15 protein-coding genes are annotated in these 15,670 nt (G+C 66.8%); 7 read left to right on the top strand and 8 right to left on the bottom strand.

What is annotated here, in order from left to right; translation table 11 throughout:
• The first annotated feature begins 5 nt into the window (after positions 1 to 5).
• Positions 6 to 398 carry a hypothetical protein gene (locus AC3IMC_RS17455; RefSeq protein WP_490919949.1) on the top strand — a complete coding sequence of 131 codons (393 nt, stop codon included), beginning with the start codon at positions 6 to 8 and terminating at the stop codon, positions 396 to 398.
• Between the two features lie 229 nt (positions 399 to 627).
• On the opposite strand, the gene AC3IMC_RS17450 is transcribed toward AC3IMC_RS17455, so the two are convergent.
• Positions 628 to 1,203 (bottom strand): helix-turn-helix domain-containing protein, encoded by a 576-nt coding sequence (locus AC3IMC_RS17450; protein ID WP_490919948.1) that lies wholly within the window; start codon positions 1,201 to 1,203, stop codon positions 628 to 630.
• A gap of 267 nt (positions 1,204 to 1,470) precedes the next feature.
• Between AC3IMC_RS17450 and AC3IMC_RS17445 the strand changes: the two genes are divergently transcribed.
• Complete coding sequence (locus AC3IMC_RS17445; protein WP_490919947.1) at positions 1,471 to 2,991, top strand: sodium:solute symporter family protein; 1,521 nt, start codon at positions 1,471 to 1,473, stop codon at positions 2,989 to 2,991.
• 114 nt (positions 2,992 to 3,105) lie between these two features.
• On the opposite strand, the gene AC3IMC_RS17440 is transcribed toward AC3IMC_RS17445, so the two are convergent.
• Complete coding sequence (locus AC3IMC_RS17440; RefSeq protein ID WP_490919946.1) at positions 3,106 to 3,333, bottom strand: hypothetical protein; 228 nt, start codon at positions 3,331 to 3,333, stop codon at positions 3,106 to 3,108.
• A 232-nt stretch (positions 3,334 to 3,565) separates the two neighbouring features.
• On the opposite strand from AC3IMC_RS17440, the gene AC3IMC_RS17435 reads away from it, so the two are divergent.
• Positions 3,566 to 4,708 carry a VIT1/CCC1 transporter family protein gene (locus tag AC3IMC_RS17435; protein WP_490919943.1) on the top strand — a complete coding sequence of 381 codons (1,143 nt, stop codon included), beginning with the start codon at positions 3,566 to 3,568 and terminating at the stop codon, positions 4,706 to 4,708.
• Here the strand turns inward: AC3IMC_RS17435 and AC3IMC_RS17430 are convergent.
• Together AC3IMC_RS17430 and AC3IMC_RS17425 are read right to left on the bottom strand one after the other, a co-directional pair.
• A complete protein-coding gene (locus tag AC3IMC_RS17430; RefSeq protein ID WP_490919941.1) occupies positions 4,705 to 5,841 on the bottom strand; it encodes an LOG family protein in 1,137 nt (378 codons plus the stop codon). The genes AC3IMC_RS17435 and AC3IMC_RS17430 overlap by 4 nt on opposite strands.
• Positions 5,842 to 5,961: 120 nt before the next feature.
• Positions 5,962 to 7,359 (bottom strand): sugar porter family MFS transporter, encoded by a 1,398-nt coding sequence (locus AC3IMC_RS17425; RefSeq protein ID WP_490919939.1) that lies wholly within the window; start codon positions 7,357 to 7,359, stop codon positions 5,962 to 5,964.
• A 307-nt stretch (positions 7,360 to 7,666) separates the two neighbouring features.
• Between AC3IMC_RS17425 and AC3IMC_RS17420 the strand changes: the two genes are divergently transcribed.
• The 3 genes from AC3IMC_RS17420 to AC3IMC_RS17410 are packed head-to-tail and all read left to right on the top strand — an operon-like array spanning position 7,667 to position 10,381.
• Positions 7,667 to 8,407, top strand: coding sequence for a GntR family transcriptional regulator (locus AC3IMC_RS17420; RefSeq protein WP_490919964.1), 741 nt, complete (start codon positions 7,667 to 7,669; stop codon positions 8,405 to 8,407).
• A 17-nt stretch (positions 8,408 to 8,424) separates the two neighbouring features.
• Complete coding sequence (iolB, locus tag AC3IMC_RS17415) at positions 8,425 to 9,318, top strand: 5-deoxy-glucuronate isomerase (protein WP_490919937.1); 894 nt, start codon at positions 8,425 to 8,427, stop codon at positions 9,316 to 9,318.
• A 46-nt stretch (positions 9,319 to 9,364) separates the two neighbouring features.
• Complete coding sequence (locus AC3IMC_RS17410; RefSeq protein ID WP_490919935.1) at positions 9,365 to 10,381, top strand: LacI family DNA-binding transcriptional regulator; 1,017 nt, start codon at positions 9,365 to 9,367, stop codon at positions 10,379 to 10,381.
• Here AC3IMC_RS17410 and AC3IMC_RS17405 read toward each other — a convergent pair.
• Complete coding sequence (locus AC3IMC_RS17405) at positions 10,378 to 11,583, bottom strand: MFS transporter (protein WP_490919933.1); 1,206 nt, start codon at positions 11,581 to 11,583, stop codon at positions 10,378 to 10,380. The two genes, AC3IMC_RS17410 and AC3IMC_RS17405, sit on opposite strands and share 4 nt — an antisense overlap.
• Before the next feature lie 159 nt (positions 11,584 to 11,742).
• On the opposite strand from AC3IMC_RS17405, the gene AC3IMC_RS17400 reads away from it, so the two are divergent.
• Positions 11,743 to 12,192 carry a MarR family winged helix-turn-helix transcriptional regulator gene (locus tag AC3IMC_RS17400; protein WP_490919931.1) on the top strand — a complete coding sequence of 150 codons (450 nt, stop codon included), beginning with the start codon at positions 11,743 to 11,745 and terminating at the stop codon, positions 12,190 to 12,192.
• A gap of 79 nt (positions 12,193 to 12,271) precedes the next feature.
• Here AC3IMC_RS17400 and AC3IMC_RS17395 read toward each other — a convergent pair whose 3' ends face one another.
• The 3 genes from AC3IMC_RS17395 to AC3IMC_RS17385 form a co-directional block, all read right to left on the bottom strand.
• Positions 12,272 to 13,699, bottom strand: coding sequence for a sugar porter family MFS transporter (locus AC3IMC_RS17395; protein ID WP_490919929.1), 1,428 nt, complete (start codon positions 13,697 to 13,699; stop codon positions 12,272 to 12,274).
• Positions 13,696 to 14,571, bottom strand: coding sequence for a sugar phosphate isomerase/epimerase family protein (locus AC3IMC_RS17390; protein ID WP_454482229.1), 876 nt, complete (start codon positions 14,569 to 14,571; stop codon positions 13,696 to 13,698). The genes AC3IMC_RS17395 and AC3IMC_RS17390 overlap by 4 nt, the downstream gene beginning before the upstream one ends.
• A gap of 74 nt (positions 14,572 to 14,645) precedes the next feature.
• A complete protein-coding gene (locus tag AC3IMC_RS17385) occupies positions 14,646 to 15,659 on the bottom strand; it encodes a Gfo/Idh/MocA family protein (RefSeq protein ID WP_490919928.1) in 1,014 nt (337 codons plus the stop codon).
• Positions 15,660 to 15,670: the final 11 nt, after the last annotated feature.

Here is a 15,670-nt window from a genome sequence, read left to right as displayed (position 1 = left end):
TGCCAGTGGCCGCAGTCGAGGATGTGGCACTTCACGCCTTGGTATGCCTGCCGGCCCCGGCCTCCACCGCAATGGCGACCTCGGCCATCAGATTGCACGGCGTGCCGCGGGAACTGCTCGCATCCCAACTCCTGGCTGACCGGTCCGGGACCGCCCGACGCGCCTTACGGGAACTCGACATTCGTGCGGAATCCATCGTTGAGGTCGACCTTCAGTACCTGCTGAGACACCACGGGCTCGAGTACGCGGCCCAAGTCTTCCTGCCGGGGATCGGCCGGGTGGACTTCCTGCTGGGCGGGTTCTTGATTGTGGAGGTTGACGGCTTCGCATTCCACTCCCAGCGCACGGACATGCTCCGCGACCGCGAGCGCAACAACGCATCCGCCGTCAGCGGCTAGGCCGTCCTGCGCTACATGCCGGAGCAAATCTGGTTCGATCCCGGCCGGGTGATATCGGAAATCAAGACAGTCCTGGCGGCAGGGCAACGCGCACCCGGCCGGCGATCGTGCACTCCACCCCAGTTACTCCCCCGCAGATGCACTGCGCCCTCCGGAATCCTGGGGAAAGCGAAGGCTCCCCCCGGGGGACGACCAAAAGTAACCGGGCTGGAATGCACACCCAGAAGGGTTACCGGCTGGCGGCGGGCACCAGGACCCACAGCACCTCGACGGGCTTGTCCGTGGGGTTGACCCAGGTGTGCGGCTCGCGGCCCGGGAAGGTCACCGTGTCCCCCGCTGCGAGGACATATTCCTCGTTGGTAAGGATCAGCTTGATGGATCCCTTCACGACGTGCAGCACATCCACGTCGCAGTCCACGGCATAAAGCTCCGACTCGCCGCGGCCGTGCGGCTCGATGACGGCCTGGATGATCTGGACCCGGCGTTCGGAGCGGGCGGTGAGCAGCCGCTCCACGATCCCCTCGCCACCGAGCGAGATGCGGGGGCCGTCGTTCCGCCGGGTGAGGTGCGTTTCCGGTGCGGCAAAGAGGTCACCGATGGAGATGGACAGGACTTGGCACAGGGTCACCAGGGACGCCACGGACGGCGAGGTCAGGTCCCGCTCCACCCGGCTGAGGAATCCCTTGGTCAGCCCGGTGGCATCGGCAACCTGTTCAATGGTGAGCCGCTGTGACTGCCGGGCGGCCCGGATCCTGGAGCCGATGGCAACGGGAACATTGCTCGGCTCAACTGGCAGTGCCTTCATCTACGAACCTTTCATGGGCCGGCAGCCCGGCTGCGCTCTCGAGCCATCCTAATCGGCGGCCGGATTGTGACGCGCGCATGCCACGAGGGCCTCCGCGCCCTTGACTGTTACTGGCGTCACAACCTAGTCTTTGGAAACTCCTGTTGCCTATAGAGCAAATTAGGAACCCCCTCCTTCGTCCCGTCAACAGTCGTCCCGTCAAGAGCGACGGATCAGGACGCGCCCCGGAACGCACCCCGGTGCCCAACAGCTCCAAGGAGCCAACTTATGGATGCAAGTGCCATCAACATCGCCATCGTGGTGGTGTACCTCCTCGCCATGCTGGCCTTCGGCTGGTGGGGCAAGTCCCGCACCCGTAACAACAGCGACTTCCTGGTGGCCGGCCGCCGCCTCGGCCCCTTCCTCTACACCGGCACCATGGCCGCCGTCGTCCTGGGCGGAGCCTCCACCGTGGGCGGTGTGGGGCTGGGCTACAAGTTCGGCATCTCGGGCATGTGGCTCGTAGTGGCCATCGGCGCCGGGGTCCTGCTCCTGAGCCTGCTCTTCGCCGGGACCATCCAGAAGCTGAAGATCTACACCGTGTCCCAGATGCTCACCCTCCGCTACGGAAGCCGGGCCACGGAAGCGTCGGGCATCGTCATGCTCGCCTACACCTTGATGTTGTGCGCCACCTCCACCGGCGCGTACGCCACCATCTTCGTGGTCCTCTTCGGCCTGGACCGCGCTCTGGCCATCGCCATCGGCGGCGCGATCGTGCTGGTGTACTCCACCATCGGCGGCATGTGGTCCATCACGCTGGCCGACCAGGTCCAGTTCGTCATCAAGACGGTGGGCATCTTTTTCCTGATGCTTCCCTTCACCCTGAACGCCGCCGGCGGCCTTGAGGGCATCCGCAGCCGCGTGGATGCCAGCTTCTTCCAGATCGACGGCATTGGCGTGCAGACCATCATCACCTACTTCGTGGTCTACACCCTGGGCCTGCTGATCGGCCAGGACATCTGGCAGCGCGTTTTCACCGCCAAGACTCCAACAGTGGCACGGTGGGGCGGCGCCACGGCAGGCATCTACTGCATCCTTTACGGCGTCGCCGGCGCGCTCATCGGCATGGCCGCCAACGTCGCCCTGTCCAATGTCAGGATCGCGGCGAAGGACGACGTCTACGCCGAAGTCGCGCAGAACATCCTCCCCGTCGGCATCGGCGGACTCGTCCTGGCCGCCGCGGTCGCCGCCATGATGTCCACCGCGTCCGGCGCCCTCATCGCCGCCGCCACCGTGGCCCGTGCCGATGTCCTGCCGTTCGTGGCCGGCTGGTTCGGCAAAACCATCAACAACGGCGACACGGAGAACCCGGAGCATGACGTCAAAGCGAACCGCATCTGGGTCCTGGCCCTCGGCATCGTGGCCATCGTCATCGCGATCATCACCAAGGACGTGGTCGCGGCCCTGACCATTGCGTACGACATCCTGGTGGGTGGCCTGCTGGTCGCCATCCTCGGCGGCCTCGTCTGGAAGCGCGGCACGGGGCTGGGGGCCGCGGCGTCCATGGCGGTCGGCTCCGTGGTGACGCTGGGAACCATGATCATCCTGGAAGTCAATGCCAAGGCCCCGCTGGACGGCGTCTATGCCAACGAGCCCATCTATTACGGACTGATCGCCTCCGCAGTGGTCTATGTGGCCGTCTCGCTGCTCACCCCGCCCACCGATCACCGCGTGATGCATGCCTGGCAGCGCCGCGTCTCGGGGCAGGAGGCCCCCGAAGCCCCTGAGGAAGTACTCGCCGCCAACTAGCGGCAGCTGCCCCGGAACGGCCCGCGGCGGAGCCCCCGGAACGGGCGGGCGTTAAACACGACGGCGGCACCTCCTTTCGCAGTTCAGCGAAAGGAGGTGCCGCCGTCGTACGTCCTACTCCCCTGTGTCGCGGGGCTCGTCATCGTCGAGAGGAACCTCGCGGTCCTCGGCATCGATGACCACTGGTGGCGTCTGGACCACCGGCTCCTCCTCGTCGAGGAACTCGTCCTCGGCGTCCCAGTCGGCATCGTCTACGGGTGCATCCTCGGCGTAGTCGTAGGCGGGATCCGCCTCTACGGCATCCAGGTGCGGCATGTCCGGGTGCTGTCCCGTGGTGCTCATGATTGAACCTCCGTATGTTCGCCTGACGTGCTCTCACAGGTAGGGCGCAGGCAGCGCCACACCTTCATCACAGCACCGGGCAGGCGGGCGGGTCAATAGCATGCCGGCCTCCCGAAATGAGGCTTACCGAAACCCCGCAGCGAGGTTTGCCAGCCGAAAAACCGCGGAAATCCGCAGTAGGCTGGCAGGGCAAAGGCGCCGAAATCATGCCCTTTACAGCCCAGGAGTACCAGTGTCGCAGCACGCCCAGCCCGAATCCCACAGCACGCCTGGGGAGGCACCCCCCACCCCGGCCCAGCCCTCGCCCGCGAACATCAAGCGGTGGCGGCAGTACCTTGCCGATGAGCGCGCCGAGGCGGCGGTCTACCGTGACCTTGCCCAAAACCGCGAAGGCGAGGAGCGCGACATCCTGCTGGCCCTGGCCGAGGCGGAGGGCCGGCACGAGGCACACTGGCTTGCGCTGCTCGGGGAGCATGCGGGCAAACCGAAGAAGGCATCGGCCAGGAGCCGCTTCCTGGGATTCCTGGCGCGGCATTTCGGCTCCGTTTTCGTGCTGGCACTCGCACAGCGGGCAGAAGGCCGGTCCCCTTATGCCAAGGACCCCAACGCCACCGACGCCATGGCCGCCGATGAGCAGATCCATGAGGAGGTGGTCCGCGGACTGGCCACCCGTGGCCGGAGCCGTTTGGCCGGCACGTTCCGGGCGGCGGTCTTTGGTGCCAACGACGGCCTGGTCAGCAACCTCTCCCTGGTGATGGGCATGGCGGCCTCGGGTGTGGCCAGCAGCGTGGTGCTGCTCAGCGGGATCGCAGGGCTCCTGGCCGGGGCCATGTCCATGGGCGCGGGCGAATTTATCTCGGTTCGGTCCCAGCGCGAACTGCTGGCGGCCACCCGCCCCACGCAGGTCACCCTGGCGGCCGCGCCCAACCTGGACCTCGAGCACAACGAGCTCCTCCTGGTGTACCTGGCACGGGGGATGTCGCGTGAAGCCGCGGAACACCGCGTGGCCGAGCGCATGGGCCTGCTGTCCTGCGACTGCGACCCCAGCCTGTCCCTGCAGCCGGAACTGCCCGACGACGGCGACCAGCATGAGGCCGTGGGCACCGCGTGGGGAGCCGCGCTGTCCAGCTTCTGCTTCTTCGCTTCCGGCGCCATCGTCCCCATCCTGCCGTTCCTCTTTGGCCTGACCGGCGTACCCGCCCTGGTGGCGGCCGGGACCCTGGTGGGCATCGCGCTGCTGGCGACCGGCGGCACCGTCGGCCTGCTGTCCGGCACGTCCCCGCTGACCCGCGGCCTGCGCCAGCTCGCCATTGGCTTGGGCGCGGCGGCGGTCACGTACCTGCTGGGCTTGGTCTTCGGCACCGTAGTGGGCTAGCCCCGGCGCAGCACCTCGACGGCTTCGTCCACGGAGTCCACCAGGAAGATGCAGTCCGCCATGGCCCGCCCTGCCGCGAGGCTGCGCAGCATGGGCCAGGCCGGATACTCCTCTTCCCAGTGCCGCTGCCCCACCAGCACCATCGGGGCCACCTTTTCGCGGGCTCCGTAGTAGTTTTCGCAGGCGTCCTGGAAGATCTCCTGGACCGTCCCGGCGGCCCCGGGCAGGAACACGATGCCGCCGTGGCAGAGCTCCAGCAGGATCGCTTCCCGGATGGCGTTCGCGAAGTATTTGGCGATATGGGTGGCGAAGTAGTTGGGCGGCTCATGTCCGTAGAACCACGTGGGGATCCCCAGCGACGGCGTACCTTCGGGATGGCGTTCGACGACGGCCGCCGCCGCGCGTGCCCACGCCGACACCGAGGGACGGAACCCCGGGACGGCGGCGAGCGTGCCCAGCGCTGCCGCCAGGTCGCCGTCGGACGCCTGGCTCAGGTAGGCGCCCAGGTTCGCTGCCTCCATGGCTCCCGGGCCGCCGCCGGTGGCGACGGCGTGGCCGTCCCGGGCAAGCAGCCTTCCCAGCCGCGCTGCCTGGGCGAAGTCGGCGCTGCCGCGCGGTGCTGCATGGCCGCCCATGACGCCCACAATCGAGTCCCGGGTCCAGGGCGCCGACCGGGTCAGCTCGTCCAGGGCGTCGCCGATCGCATGGTCGTGCAGGGCCGATGCCAGGGTGGAGTCCACCCGGTGCCGCTGGCCGGGCTGGATGCTCCAGTGGTAGATGCGGGCGTCCGGCAGTTCCTCGTAGGGTGACGAAGCGAGCCCGGCATACAGTTCCGCCGGAGAGTAGAGGCTGGCGCGGTACGGATCGAAGGGCACGCCCACCAGCTTCGGGAATATCAGTGCGCCCCGGCTGCGGAGATTGCCCTCCATGCCCTCGTCGAAGGTGCAGCCGAGGAACATTGCGCCCTCGACGTTCACCCTTTTGAGCGCCGCTGACCGGCCCCGCAGGTCCAGGGACTGCGCGTGCCAGCCGTGCAGGTTGACCGCGCCGGCGCCCACCAGGCGGTCGAAGCTGGCGAGGTCCTGCACTTCGAGATTGCGGGGGCGCGGGCCGAGGCTGCCGGCGAAATTCACGGCTGCTTCCCGGTCCAGGTCATAAGGCCAGCCTAGGCCAACAACCGCAAAAGCGGGGCCGGACGCTGCGCCCCCGGTAGGAGGTCAGTGTCCCGCCCCGCCATGTAGCGGAAGGGAAGGTCAGGCGGTGATCCTTGCCGGCACTTCACCGTCGCGGAAGTGCGCTTCCAGGTCCTCCAGCGAGTGGCCCTTGGTTTCGGGGACGAACTTGATGACGAAAGCCAGGGACGCGAGGTTCACCAGGACGAACAGGCCGAAGGTGCCGGTGGAGCCCAGGGCGTTGACCACGATCGGGAACAGGAACGAAATGGCGGCGTTGACGGTCCAGAGGGCGAAGACCGCGATGCCCATGGCGAAGCCCCGGATGGCCAGCGGGAACATTTCGGAGAGCAGCAGCCAGACGCAGGTGCCGATGAAGCACTGGACGAAGGCGACGAACAGCATCATGGCCGCGAGAATGGTGTAGCTGGCGAGGTCCGACTGCGGCAGGAGGAAGACGATTGCCAGGAGGGCCTGGGAACCCACCACTCCCGAGAAGCCGATAACGAGCATGCGGCGGCGGCCAACGAAACCGAGCAGCCAGATGCCCAGGATGGTCATCAGGACCGAGGTGACGCCGACGCCGATGGTGGCCACGAGCGAGGCGCTGACGCCCAGCCCGCTCTTTTCCAGGATGGTGGGGGCGTAGTAGTTCACGGTGTTGATGCCGGTGGCCTGCTGGACGGTGGCCAGGCCGATGCCGATCCAGAGCAGCCGGCGCATCCAGGGGTTGTTCTTCAGGTCGCGCAGGGCGTGGCCGCGTTCTTCCTTGGCGGTCCGGGCTGCAGCGGCGATTTCCTCGTACTCGGCGGCCGCTTCTTCGGGGCTGCGGCTGAGGTTCAGGACGCGGCGGCTGTCCTCGAGGCGGCCACGGATGGCGTACCAGCGCGGGGACTCGGGCAGCATCAGCATGCCGGCGAGCAGCGCGATGGCGGGAACGGAAGCGATGCCCAGCATGGTGCGCCAGACCTCGTTGTCGTGGATCAGCGCGTCCAGGAGGGCGTTGATGGCAAAGGCGAGCATCTGGCCGGTGACGATCATGAGTTCGTTGATGGTCACCATGCGGCCGCGCATGTTGGCGGGCGCCATTTCGGCCAGGTAGAGCGGGCAGGTCACGGCCGCGGCGCCGACGCCCAGGCCCAACAGGATGCGGGCGGCGATCATGAAGGTCACGTTCGGGGCGATGGCGCAGCCGATGGCACCGAGCAGGAACAGCAGCGCGCAGACGAGCAGGGAGCCGCGGCGGCCCAGCTTGTCAGCCATGCGGCCGCCCGTGAGGGCGCCGACGGCGGCACCGGGGAACAGCAGGGCGCTCACCACGGTTGCTTCCTCGACGGCGGTCATGTTCAGGGAGTCGTTCATGTACAGCAGGGCGCCGGAGATCACGCCCGTGTCATAACCGAAGAGCAGGCCACCCAGGGTGGAGATGACGGTAAGGCGGGCGAGGTAGCCCCGGCGCCGGTTGCCGGTGGTGCCCATGGTTTGTTTCTGCAACAGCATTGTTGCCTCTCAAATTCTCTCGGGGACCGGGAGCCCGGTCAGGAATGTGATGCGTGCCACTGACTTTAGAGCGCTCTAATAGCTTGCGTCAAGAGAACGTCTTAATGTCAGCACAATCTGTTTCCGGCAGTAGTGAGTCGCTGGTTGCGACGGGCCCCTTGACCCGCCCCGCGCGCCTGCTACGATCGACAAGGGAAGTATGTCCTATCAAGCGAACAAATAGCAGCAAAGTGCCGCCGCTGCCACCCCTAGGGGCGCGCAGAGACCAAACATGAGGGAACGCACCGTGGCGAACAACCTGGGACTCAGCATCGACCGCTCCTCCCCCGTGCCCCTGTACCACCAAGTGGTCCAGGGCATCGAGGCCGCGATCTACAGCGGCGCGCTGGAACCGGGCAGCCGGCTGGACAACGAGATCGACCTCGCAGCCCAGCTGAACCTGTCCCGGCCCACCATGCGCAAGGCCATGGACGAACTGGTCCGGTCCGGGCTCCTGGTGCGCAAGCGGGGGGTGGGAACCCAGGTGGTCTCCAGCCAGGTCCGCCGCCCGTTGGAACTCTCAAGCCTCTACGACGACCTCACCAACAACGGCAAGAAACCCACCACGGACGTCCTTAGCTTCTCGCACATCGAGGCGGACGACGCCACGCTGGCAACGCTGCAGTTGCCCGCCGGGTCGAAGGTCTACCACTTCACCCGGCTGCGGAAGGTGGGCGGCAAGCCGCTGGCACTGATGGAGAACTGGGTCCGCGATGACATCACGGAGATGGATGAGGCAACGCTGGGTTCCGAGGGCCTCTACTCCATCCTCCGCCGCGGGGGCGTGAACTTCCGCCTGGCCACGCAACGCATCGGCGCCAGGACCGCCGATGACTACCAGGCGTCCATGCTGGAGGCCGCGCCGGGATCGGCGCTGGTCACCATGGAACGCACCGCCGTGGACGACACCGGCCGGCGGGTGGAAACAGGACACCACGTGTACCGCGCCGATTCCTACAGCTTCGAAATGACACTCGTACAGCGCTAGCGCAAAGGAACAACTCCATGACCAACTGGGTCTACCCCCTGGGCACCGCCGCCGACGGCACATGGGACGTCTCGATCGGAACGTCCGACTCCCCCCTCACCGTGGACGGCTGGGCACACACCGGCCTGAAGGTCGCCACCCTGCCGGCCGGGGCCGCCGTCGAACTTCCCGCCGCGGAGGAAGAACGCATCGTGGTGCCCCTCAACGGATCCTTCACCGTCACCGTTGACGGCACCGCCTACCCCCTCGCCGGGCGCCCGTCGGTCTTCTCCGGACCCAGCGACGTGCTCTACTCGGGCACCGGACGCGCCGTGAGCATCAGCTCTGCCGACGGCGGCCGCGTCGCCGTGGCCACGGCACCGGCCAAGGCGTCCTACCCCACCAGGCTGGTCCCGGCAGCGGAAACCCCGGTGGAGCTGCGCGGCGCCGGCAACTGCTCTCGCCAGGTCCACAACTTCGGCACCCCCGCCGCGCTGGAAGCGGACCGGTTCATCGTCTGCGAAGTCCTCACCCCCGCCGGGAACTGGTCCTCCTATCCCCCGCACAAGCACGACGAGGAGAAGGACGGCGAAACCTCCCTCGAGGAGATCTACTACTTCGAAACGCAGGTGGCGGCCGGGTCCGCGGCGCCCGCCGACGCCGATGCCATCGGCTACCAGCGCGTCTACGCCTCGGACGAGCGCCCCATCGACGTCTCGGCAGAAGTCCGCAGCGGCGACGTCGTCCTTGTCCCCTACGGCTGGCACGGCCCGGCCATGGCGGCCCCCGGCTACGACCTCTACTACCTGAACGTGATGGCGGGCCCCGGCCCCGTGCGGGAATGGCTCATCAGCGACGACCCGCACCATGGCTGGGTCCGGCAGACCTGGGAAACCCAGAACATCGATCCTCGGCTGCCGTTCGGCGCGTAGCAACCCCTGGCAGGTGCCGGCCGGCGGACTGGCATAGTGGAGTCCTGTGAAGCAGATTTACCCCCAGCAGCGGTCGGTGACCATGGAGGACGTGGCGCGCGATGCCGGTGTGAGCCGCGCCCTGGTGTCCCTCGTGATGCGGGACTCCCCCAAGGTGTCGCCCGCCAAGCGGGCGGCGGTGCTGGAAAGTGCCGCCGCCCTAGGCTACTCCCCCAACAGGCTGGCCAGCCGCCTGGCGAGCCACCGGACCAACACCCTGGGCGTCCTGTTCCTGGACCTGCACAACTCCGTCTTCGCCGACATCCATGACGGCCTCACCGAAGGCCTGGCAGGCAGCGGCAACCAGGTGATGGTCGCCGTCGGCTCCGCCGACCCAAGGACCGAGCTGGAGGCCGTCCGCTCCTTCGTGGACCTGCGCGTGGACGGCGTCCTGCTGGCCGGCTACACCGGCACCCCGGAGGAGCTGTCCGCTGCCCTCCGAGGGACGCCCGCCGTCGTCATCACCCGCGAAATGGCGGTCGACGGCGTTGATTCCGTCCTGACCGACGACTTCCGTTCCGGGGTGCTCGCCGTGGAACACCTGCACAGACTCGGGCACCGGCGCATCGCGCACGTGGACATCTCCGACTGGCTCCCCTACACCGAGCGGCGCGAGGGCTACCGGCACGCCATGACGGAACACGGGCTGGAGCCTCTGCTGGTCCACAGCGACATGACCGAGCGCGGCGGCCGCGCCGTCATGGAGCAGTTCCTGGACTCCGGGGCCGAGCCGCCGACCGCGATCTTCACGCACAACGACCTCACGGCCATCGGCGTCATGGAAGCCCTCGCCGCCCGCGGATTGTCGGTGCCCGGTGACGTGGCGGTCGTGGGCTGCGACAACATTGAAGTGGCTGCGTCCCCTCTAATCGGCCTGACGTCCATTGACCAGCACGCCAGGGAACTGGGACGGCTTGCGGCGCAGGCCATGCTGGACCGCATCGGCGGTACCGCGGGCCCTCGCGTGGTCCGGAAGCTCGAACCCGCCCTGATGGTGCGGCGTTCCTCGGATCCCGCCGCCTAAGGGCTGACCAATTCCCCGGCTGCCGTCTGCCTCTGGCCTTCGGCTCGCTGCCTGACCTTCCTGGCGGCTGCCGCGGCGAAGGCCATGACCGCCAATCCTGCAAGGGTGATGGCCGCCCCGGCCCAGATGGGCGAGGTGTAGCCGAGGCCCACGGTGATGGTTACGCCGCCCAGCCAGGCGCCCAGGGCGTTGCCCACGTTGAAGGCACCGATGTTGGCGCCGGATGCGAGGGTGGGCGCTGCGCTGGCGTAGGTCATGACGCGCATTTGAAGGCCAGGGACAGTGGCGAAGCCGAAACCGCCCATCAGGACCAGGGAAATAACGGTCAGGACCGGGTTCGCCGCGGTCAGGGCGAATGCCACCATGACGACAGCCAGGGCGGCGAGTACCACCAGGAGCGTCCGGTCCACGTTGCGGTCGGCTGCCCTGCCGCCCAGGGCGTTCCCGGCGAAGAGTCCCACGCCGAACACGATGAGGAGCCATGGGACGGCGGAGACGGCAAAACCAGAGACCTCGGTCAAGGTGTAGGCGATGTAGGTGAAGGCACCGAACATGCCACCGAAACCGAGGATGGTCACCACGATGGACAGCCACACCTGGCCCGAACGGAAGGCCCGGAGTTCCGAGCGCAGGCTGCCTGCTTCCTCCGCTGCGCCGGCCGACCCGGGAACGAGGGCCAGGATGCCTGCGAGCGCAGCCACGCCGATGACCGTGATGGCCCAGAAGGTGGCACGCCAGCCGGCGGCCTGGCCCAGCAGGGTCCCGAAAGGCACCCCCAGGACGTTGGCCGCCGTGAGCCCGGTGAACATCAGCGCGATGGCGCCTGCCTTCTTGCTGGGCGGGACCATGCCCGCCGCCACCACTGCCCCGATTCCGAAGAAGGCGCCGTGCGAAAGGGCTGCGATGACGCGGCCCAGCATCATCGGCCCATAGCCCGTCGCGGTGGCGGACAGCAGGTTGCCGGCAATGAACAGGACCAGCAAAGCGGCCAGTACAGGCTTGCGCGGGAAACGCGTCACGGCCGCCGTCAGGCCCAGCGCCCCCACGACGACCGAGAGCGCGTAGCCGGAGATGAACCAGCCCGCCGAAGCTTCACTGACACCGAAGTCCGCGGCGACCTGCGGGAGGAGGCCGGCGATGACGAACTCGGTGAGACCGATGCCGAAGCCGCCCAGGGCGAGTGCTATCAGGCCTATAGGCATGAGAATGCTCCTTTGAGCTGTACCGGATGGGGTATCGCGCCTAAGATAGTTGCAGGCGCGGTGTTTATTGTTGCATATGCAAATATGCCGCGCAAGCAACTACATTCACGTGCCACTGATGACCGCCCTTCGCGGTCATTCACCGGAAAGGAGCAAGCCATGGGCATCAAGGACGACGCCGTCGAGGTCCGCGCGCAAGGGTGGCGAACCCTTGCTGCACTGCATGGGCTGATCGAAGCTGAGCTGGAGCGCTCCCTGCAGTCCGGATCAAAGCTGTCCGTGGTGGAGTACACGGTGCTGGACGCCCTGAGCAGGCAGGACGGGTGGCACATGCGCATGCAGCAGCTGGCGCGCGCCACCGCGTTGAGCCCCAGTGCCACTACCCGCCTGGTGAACCGACTCGAGGACCGGGGCCTCCTGACCAGGATCCTGTGCGACGACGACCGGCGCGGCATCTACACCGAGCTGACGGCGAGCGGGAACAGTTTGCTCGCGGAAGCGCGGCCGGTCCACGACGCGACACTTGAGCGCGCCCTCGAGGATGCACTCGCCATCCCGGAACTGGCGCCGCTCGTGGAGGCCCTGCCCCGGCTCCACGCGCCCGCCTAGACCAACAGGAGCCCCCTCCGGCGAATCCGGAAGGGGCTCCTGCGGTGCCGCGCCAGCGACATACCTGCTGGCTGCCCTGCTAAACCGCCTTGCTTGCGGGCTGCGGCTGGTTCCCCACCGCATTCTTGAAGTAGTGCTCCAGGTCCTCCAGGCTCTTGTCCTTGGTTTCGGGAACATACTTGGCGGCGAAGGCGATAGCGCCCACACCCAGGACGGCGAACACGAAGAACGTGTTGGAGATCCCGATGGCGGCCAGCAGCTGCGGGAACCCGAACCCGATCAGGAAGTTCACGATCCACAGCAGGAACGCCGAGGCGCCCATGCCCAGGCCGCGGATCTTCAATGGGAAGATTTCCGAGAGCATCAGCCAGGTGACCGGGGAGATGGCGCCCTGCTGGAACGCCAGGAACGTCACGGTGAGCGCAAGGATGACGAAGCCCCGGGCTGAGCCCTCCGGCAGGATCAGGGAGAAGAGGCCGATCAGCAGCAGCGCCGTCGTCGTTCCTGCCTGGCCGGTGATCAGCATCCGGCGGCGCCCCACCTTGCCCAGCAGCCAGATGCCCACGAACGTTGCCAGGACCGAGATCACGCCGTTGGCGATGTTGGCCGTCAGCGCCGCCTCGCGGCCAAAGCCGGACTGGGACAGGATCTGGGTTCCGTAGTACATGATCGAGTTAACGCCGGTGATCTGCTGGATCACGGCCAGGCCCAGGCCCACGAAGAAGATCCGGCGGAGCCACGGAATGCCCAGGTCCTTCCACGTGCCCATCTTGGACTTGTAGTCCTCCACGGCCATGGCTTTGACTTCCTCGAACTCCTGCCGCGCCTCCGCCTGGGAGCGGATCCGCTGCAGCACGCTGAGCGTCTCACCGAAGCTTCCGATCGAGGCCAGCCAGCGGGGGCTTTCGGGCATGAAATTCATGCCGATCCACAGCGCGATGGCCGGAAGCGTGGCGATCACCAGCATCCAGCGCCAGATGCCGTGGGACTCACCAAAGGAGTTGCCAAGGTAGGCGTTGAAGATGAACGCCAGCAACTGCCCGGTGACGATCATCAGTTCGTTCTGGGTGACAATCCGGCCGCGACGGTTGCTCGGCGACACCTCGGCCAGGTAGACGGGAACGGTGACCGATGCCCCGCCCACGGCGAGCCCCAGCACGAACCTGGCAGCGATCATCACTTCGGTGCTCGGCGAGAACGTGCAGCCGAGGGTGCCCAGCAGGAAGATCACAGCCAGGACCATGATCATCTTCCGCCGGCCGTTCCGGTCCGCCAGGCGGCCGCCCAGCAGGGCCCCGAAAGCCGCACCGAACAGCAGGGAAGAAGTGACCAGGCCCTCGGTCAGCGGCGTCAGGCCCAGGTCCTCGGTCATGTACGGCAGGGCGCCGTTGATCACCCCGGTGTCGTAGCCGAAGAGCAGGCCACCGAAGGTGGAGATGATGGTGACGGTCCGCAGGGCCCTTTTGTGGTTTCCGGGACGTACTTCCGTATGCGCAGGCGAACTCATACGCTGACCTTTTGGACGTACTGCTTCATCGTCTCCAGCTGGTAGCGGGAGACTTCCTCGGCGTTCTCGTCCTCGGCAAAGACGCTGGAGACCATCACGGTGTCGTCACGGTCCAGGAAGCCGATTTCCTTCAGGCCGCCGAAGAACTCGTCCCAGTTCACGTCGCCGTCGCCGATCTTCAGGTGCTGGTGGACGCGGACGGGGTTGCCCGGCGGGTTGGTGATATAGCGCAGGCCGTGCGAGGCGTGGTGGTCCATGGTGTCCGCCACGTGGACCAGCCGCAGCTTGTCCCCCGCCGCCCGCATGATGTCCAACGGGGAATTTTTCATATGGAAGCTGTGCGAGGCCACGTAGACCATGCCCACGTTCTTGGAGTTCACGCCTCGGATCACGCGGATCGCGGCAAGGCCCTCCTCCACGAAGTCGTCCGGGTGCGGGTCGATGAGAAGATCGATACCCTCGCGCTCGATGATCGGCAGGAGTTCCTCCATGGAGCGGTAGAACGCCCGCTCGGACTCCTCTGCCTTTTCGGGGCGGCCACTGAACTCGGTGTTCATGGTGCTGACGCCCAGGTCCACCGTGATCTGGATGGCGCGCTTCCAATAACGGACAGCTGCCTCGCGGGCGTCCTCGTCCGGCCCGGACCAGCGAAGCACCGGCAGCACGGAAGCGATCTCGATCCCGGCATCCTTGCAGGCCTTCTTGAGCTGTCCCACCAGTTCGTCGTCCGCTTTGGGGTGGTTGAAGAAGGGGATGAAATCCGCGTGCGGGGTCATCTGCATGTACTTGTAGCCAAGGTCCGCCACCACCTTGGGGAACTCCAGCAGGCTGTGCGAGTGGTGGAACGGGGTGGGGTCAAGTGCGATTTTCACGTAAACACTCCATTGTGGATCAGGAAGGTATGGAGACACGAAAGGGGACGGATGGCTCCGTCCCCTTTCCGGTCCTACTTGTAGAGGTCGGGCTTTGCGTTCAGCTTCACGGCAACCTTTTCGCCGTTCTTCTGCGCTTCGACGCCCGCTTCGCAGCACGCCGCGGTGGCGTACCCGTCCCAGGCGGAGGGGCCGCCGATTTCGCCCTTCAGTGCGGCGTCCACCCACGACTGGATTTCGACGTCGTAGGCTGCACCGAAGCGCTCTTCGAAGCCAGGGGTGACATTGCCTCCCCAGCGGCCGGCACTGCGGGTGTAGGGGCCCTTGTCGCCGCCGATGCTCACGATGCCGTCCTCGAAGGAGGCCTGGGTGGCCACCTCGTAGCCGAACTTGGCGTTGACATAGATTTCGACGTCGGCCAGGACGCCTGACTCGGTCTCGATCAGGACGTGCTGGGGGTCGTGCTGGCCGGAAGGAGCGTTCTTGGTGGCCTTGCCCAGGCGGACCTGGACGCTGGTGATTTCCTCGCCGGTAAAGAAGCGGATGGCGTCGAACTCGTGGACCACGGAGTCGTTGATCAGCATCTCGTTGGTGAAGCCCTCGGGAGTGCTGGGGTTGCGGTGCTGGTGGTGCAGCATCAGCAGCTCGCCGAGTTCGTGGTTGCGGATGATCGAGCCCAGCGTGGCGTATTCGGCGTCGAAGCGGCGCATGAAGCCCACCTGGATGCGCTTGTGGCCCAGCGCCACCTCGGCCTCGACGATCTTCCAGGAGGATTCGGCATCGGGGGTGAGCGGCTTTTCGCAGAGGATCGGGATGTCCTTGGCGATCGCCTTGAGCAGGATGTCCTCGTGCAGGAAGCCAGGGGTGGCGATCAGGACGGCATTGACGTCGCCGTTGTTGAGGGCCTCTTCAGCATCAGCGAGGGCCACCGCTCCCGGGATGCCTTCGATGGCAGCCTGGGCGCGGGCAAGGTCGACGTCGACGACGGCGGCAACTTCGGCTCCGTGGATGCGCTTGTTGAGACGCTGGATGTGGTCGGCGCCCATGCGGCCTGCGCCGATGACGGCGACGCGGAGGGTTTCAGTCATTGTTCTTGTCC

The sequence above is a fragment of the Arthrobacter sp. E70 genome, from assembly GCF_058266945.1.
The sequence above is the reverse complement of the archived record's forward strand: the minus strand, read 5'-3'. Positions and strand labels throughout refer to the sequence as shown.

Bases quoted from the DNA above. Each gene is read 5' to 3' on its own strand.
- AC3IMC_RS17440 (WP_490919946.1), bottom strand. From the start codon at position 3,333: ATGAGCACCACGGGACAGCACCCGGACATGCCGCACCTGGATGCCGTA.
- AC3IMC_RS17445 (WP_490919947.1), top strand. From the start codon at position 1,471: ATGGATGCAAGTGCCATCAACATCGCCATCGTGGTGGTGTACCTCCTC.
- AC3IMC_RS17425 (WP_490919939.1), bottom strand. From the start codon at position 7,359: ATGGGCACCACCGGCAACCGGCGCCGGGGCTACCTCGCCCGCCTTACC.
- AC3IMC_RS17400 (WP_490919931.1), top strand. From the start codon at position 11,743: ATGGGCATCAAGGACGACGCCGTCGAGGTCCGCGCGCAAGGGTGGCGA.
- AC3IMC_RS17395 (WP_490919929.1), bottom strand. From the start codon at position 13,699: ATGAGTTCGCCTGCGCATACGGAAGTACGTCCCGGAAACCACAAAAGG.
- AC3IMC_RS17405 (WP_490919933.1), bottom strand. From the start codon at position 11,583: ATGCCTATAGGCCTGATAGCACTCGCCCTGGGCGGCTTCGGCATCGGT.
- AC3IMC_RS17385 (WP_490919928.1), bottom strand. From the start codon at position 15,659: ATGACTGAAACCCTCCGCGTCGCCGTCATCGGCGCAGGCCGCATGGGC.
- iolB (WP_490919937.1), top strand. From the start codon at position 8,425: ATGACCAACTGGGTCTACCCCCTGGGCACCGCCGCCGACGGCACATGG.
- AC3IMC_RS17450 (WP_490919948.1), bottom strand. From the start codon at position 1,203: ATGAAGGCACTGCCAGTTGAGCCGAGCAATGTTCCCGTTGCCATCGGC.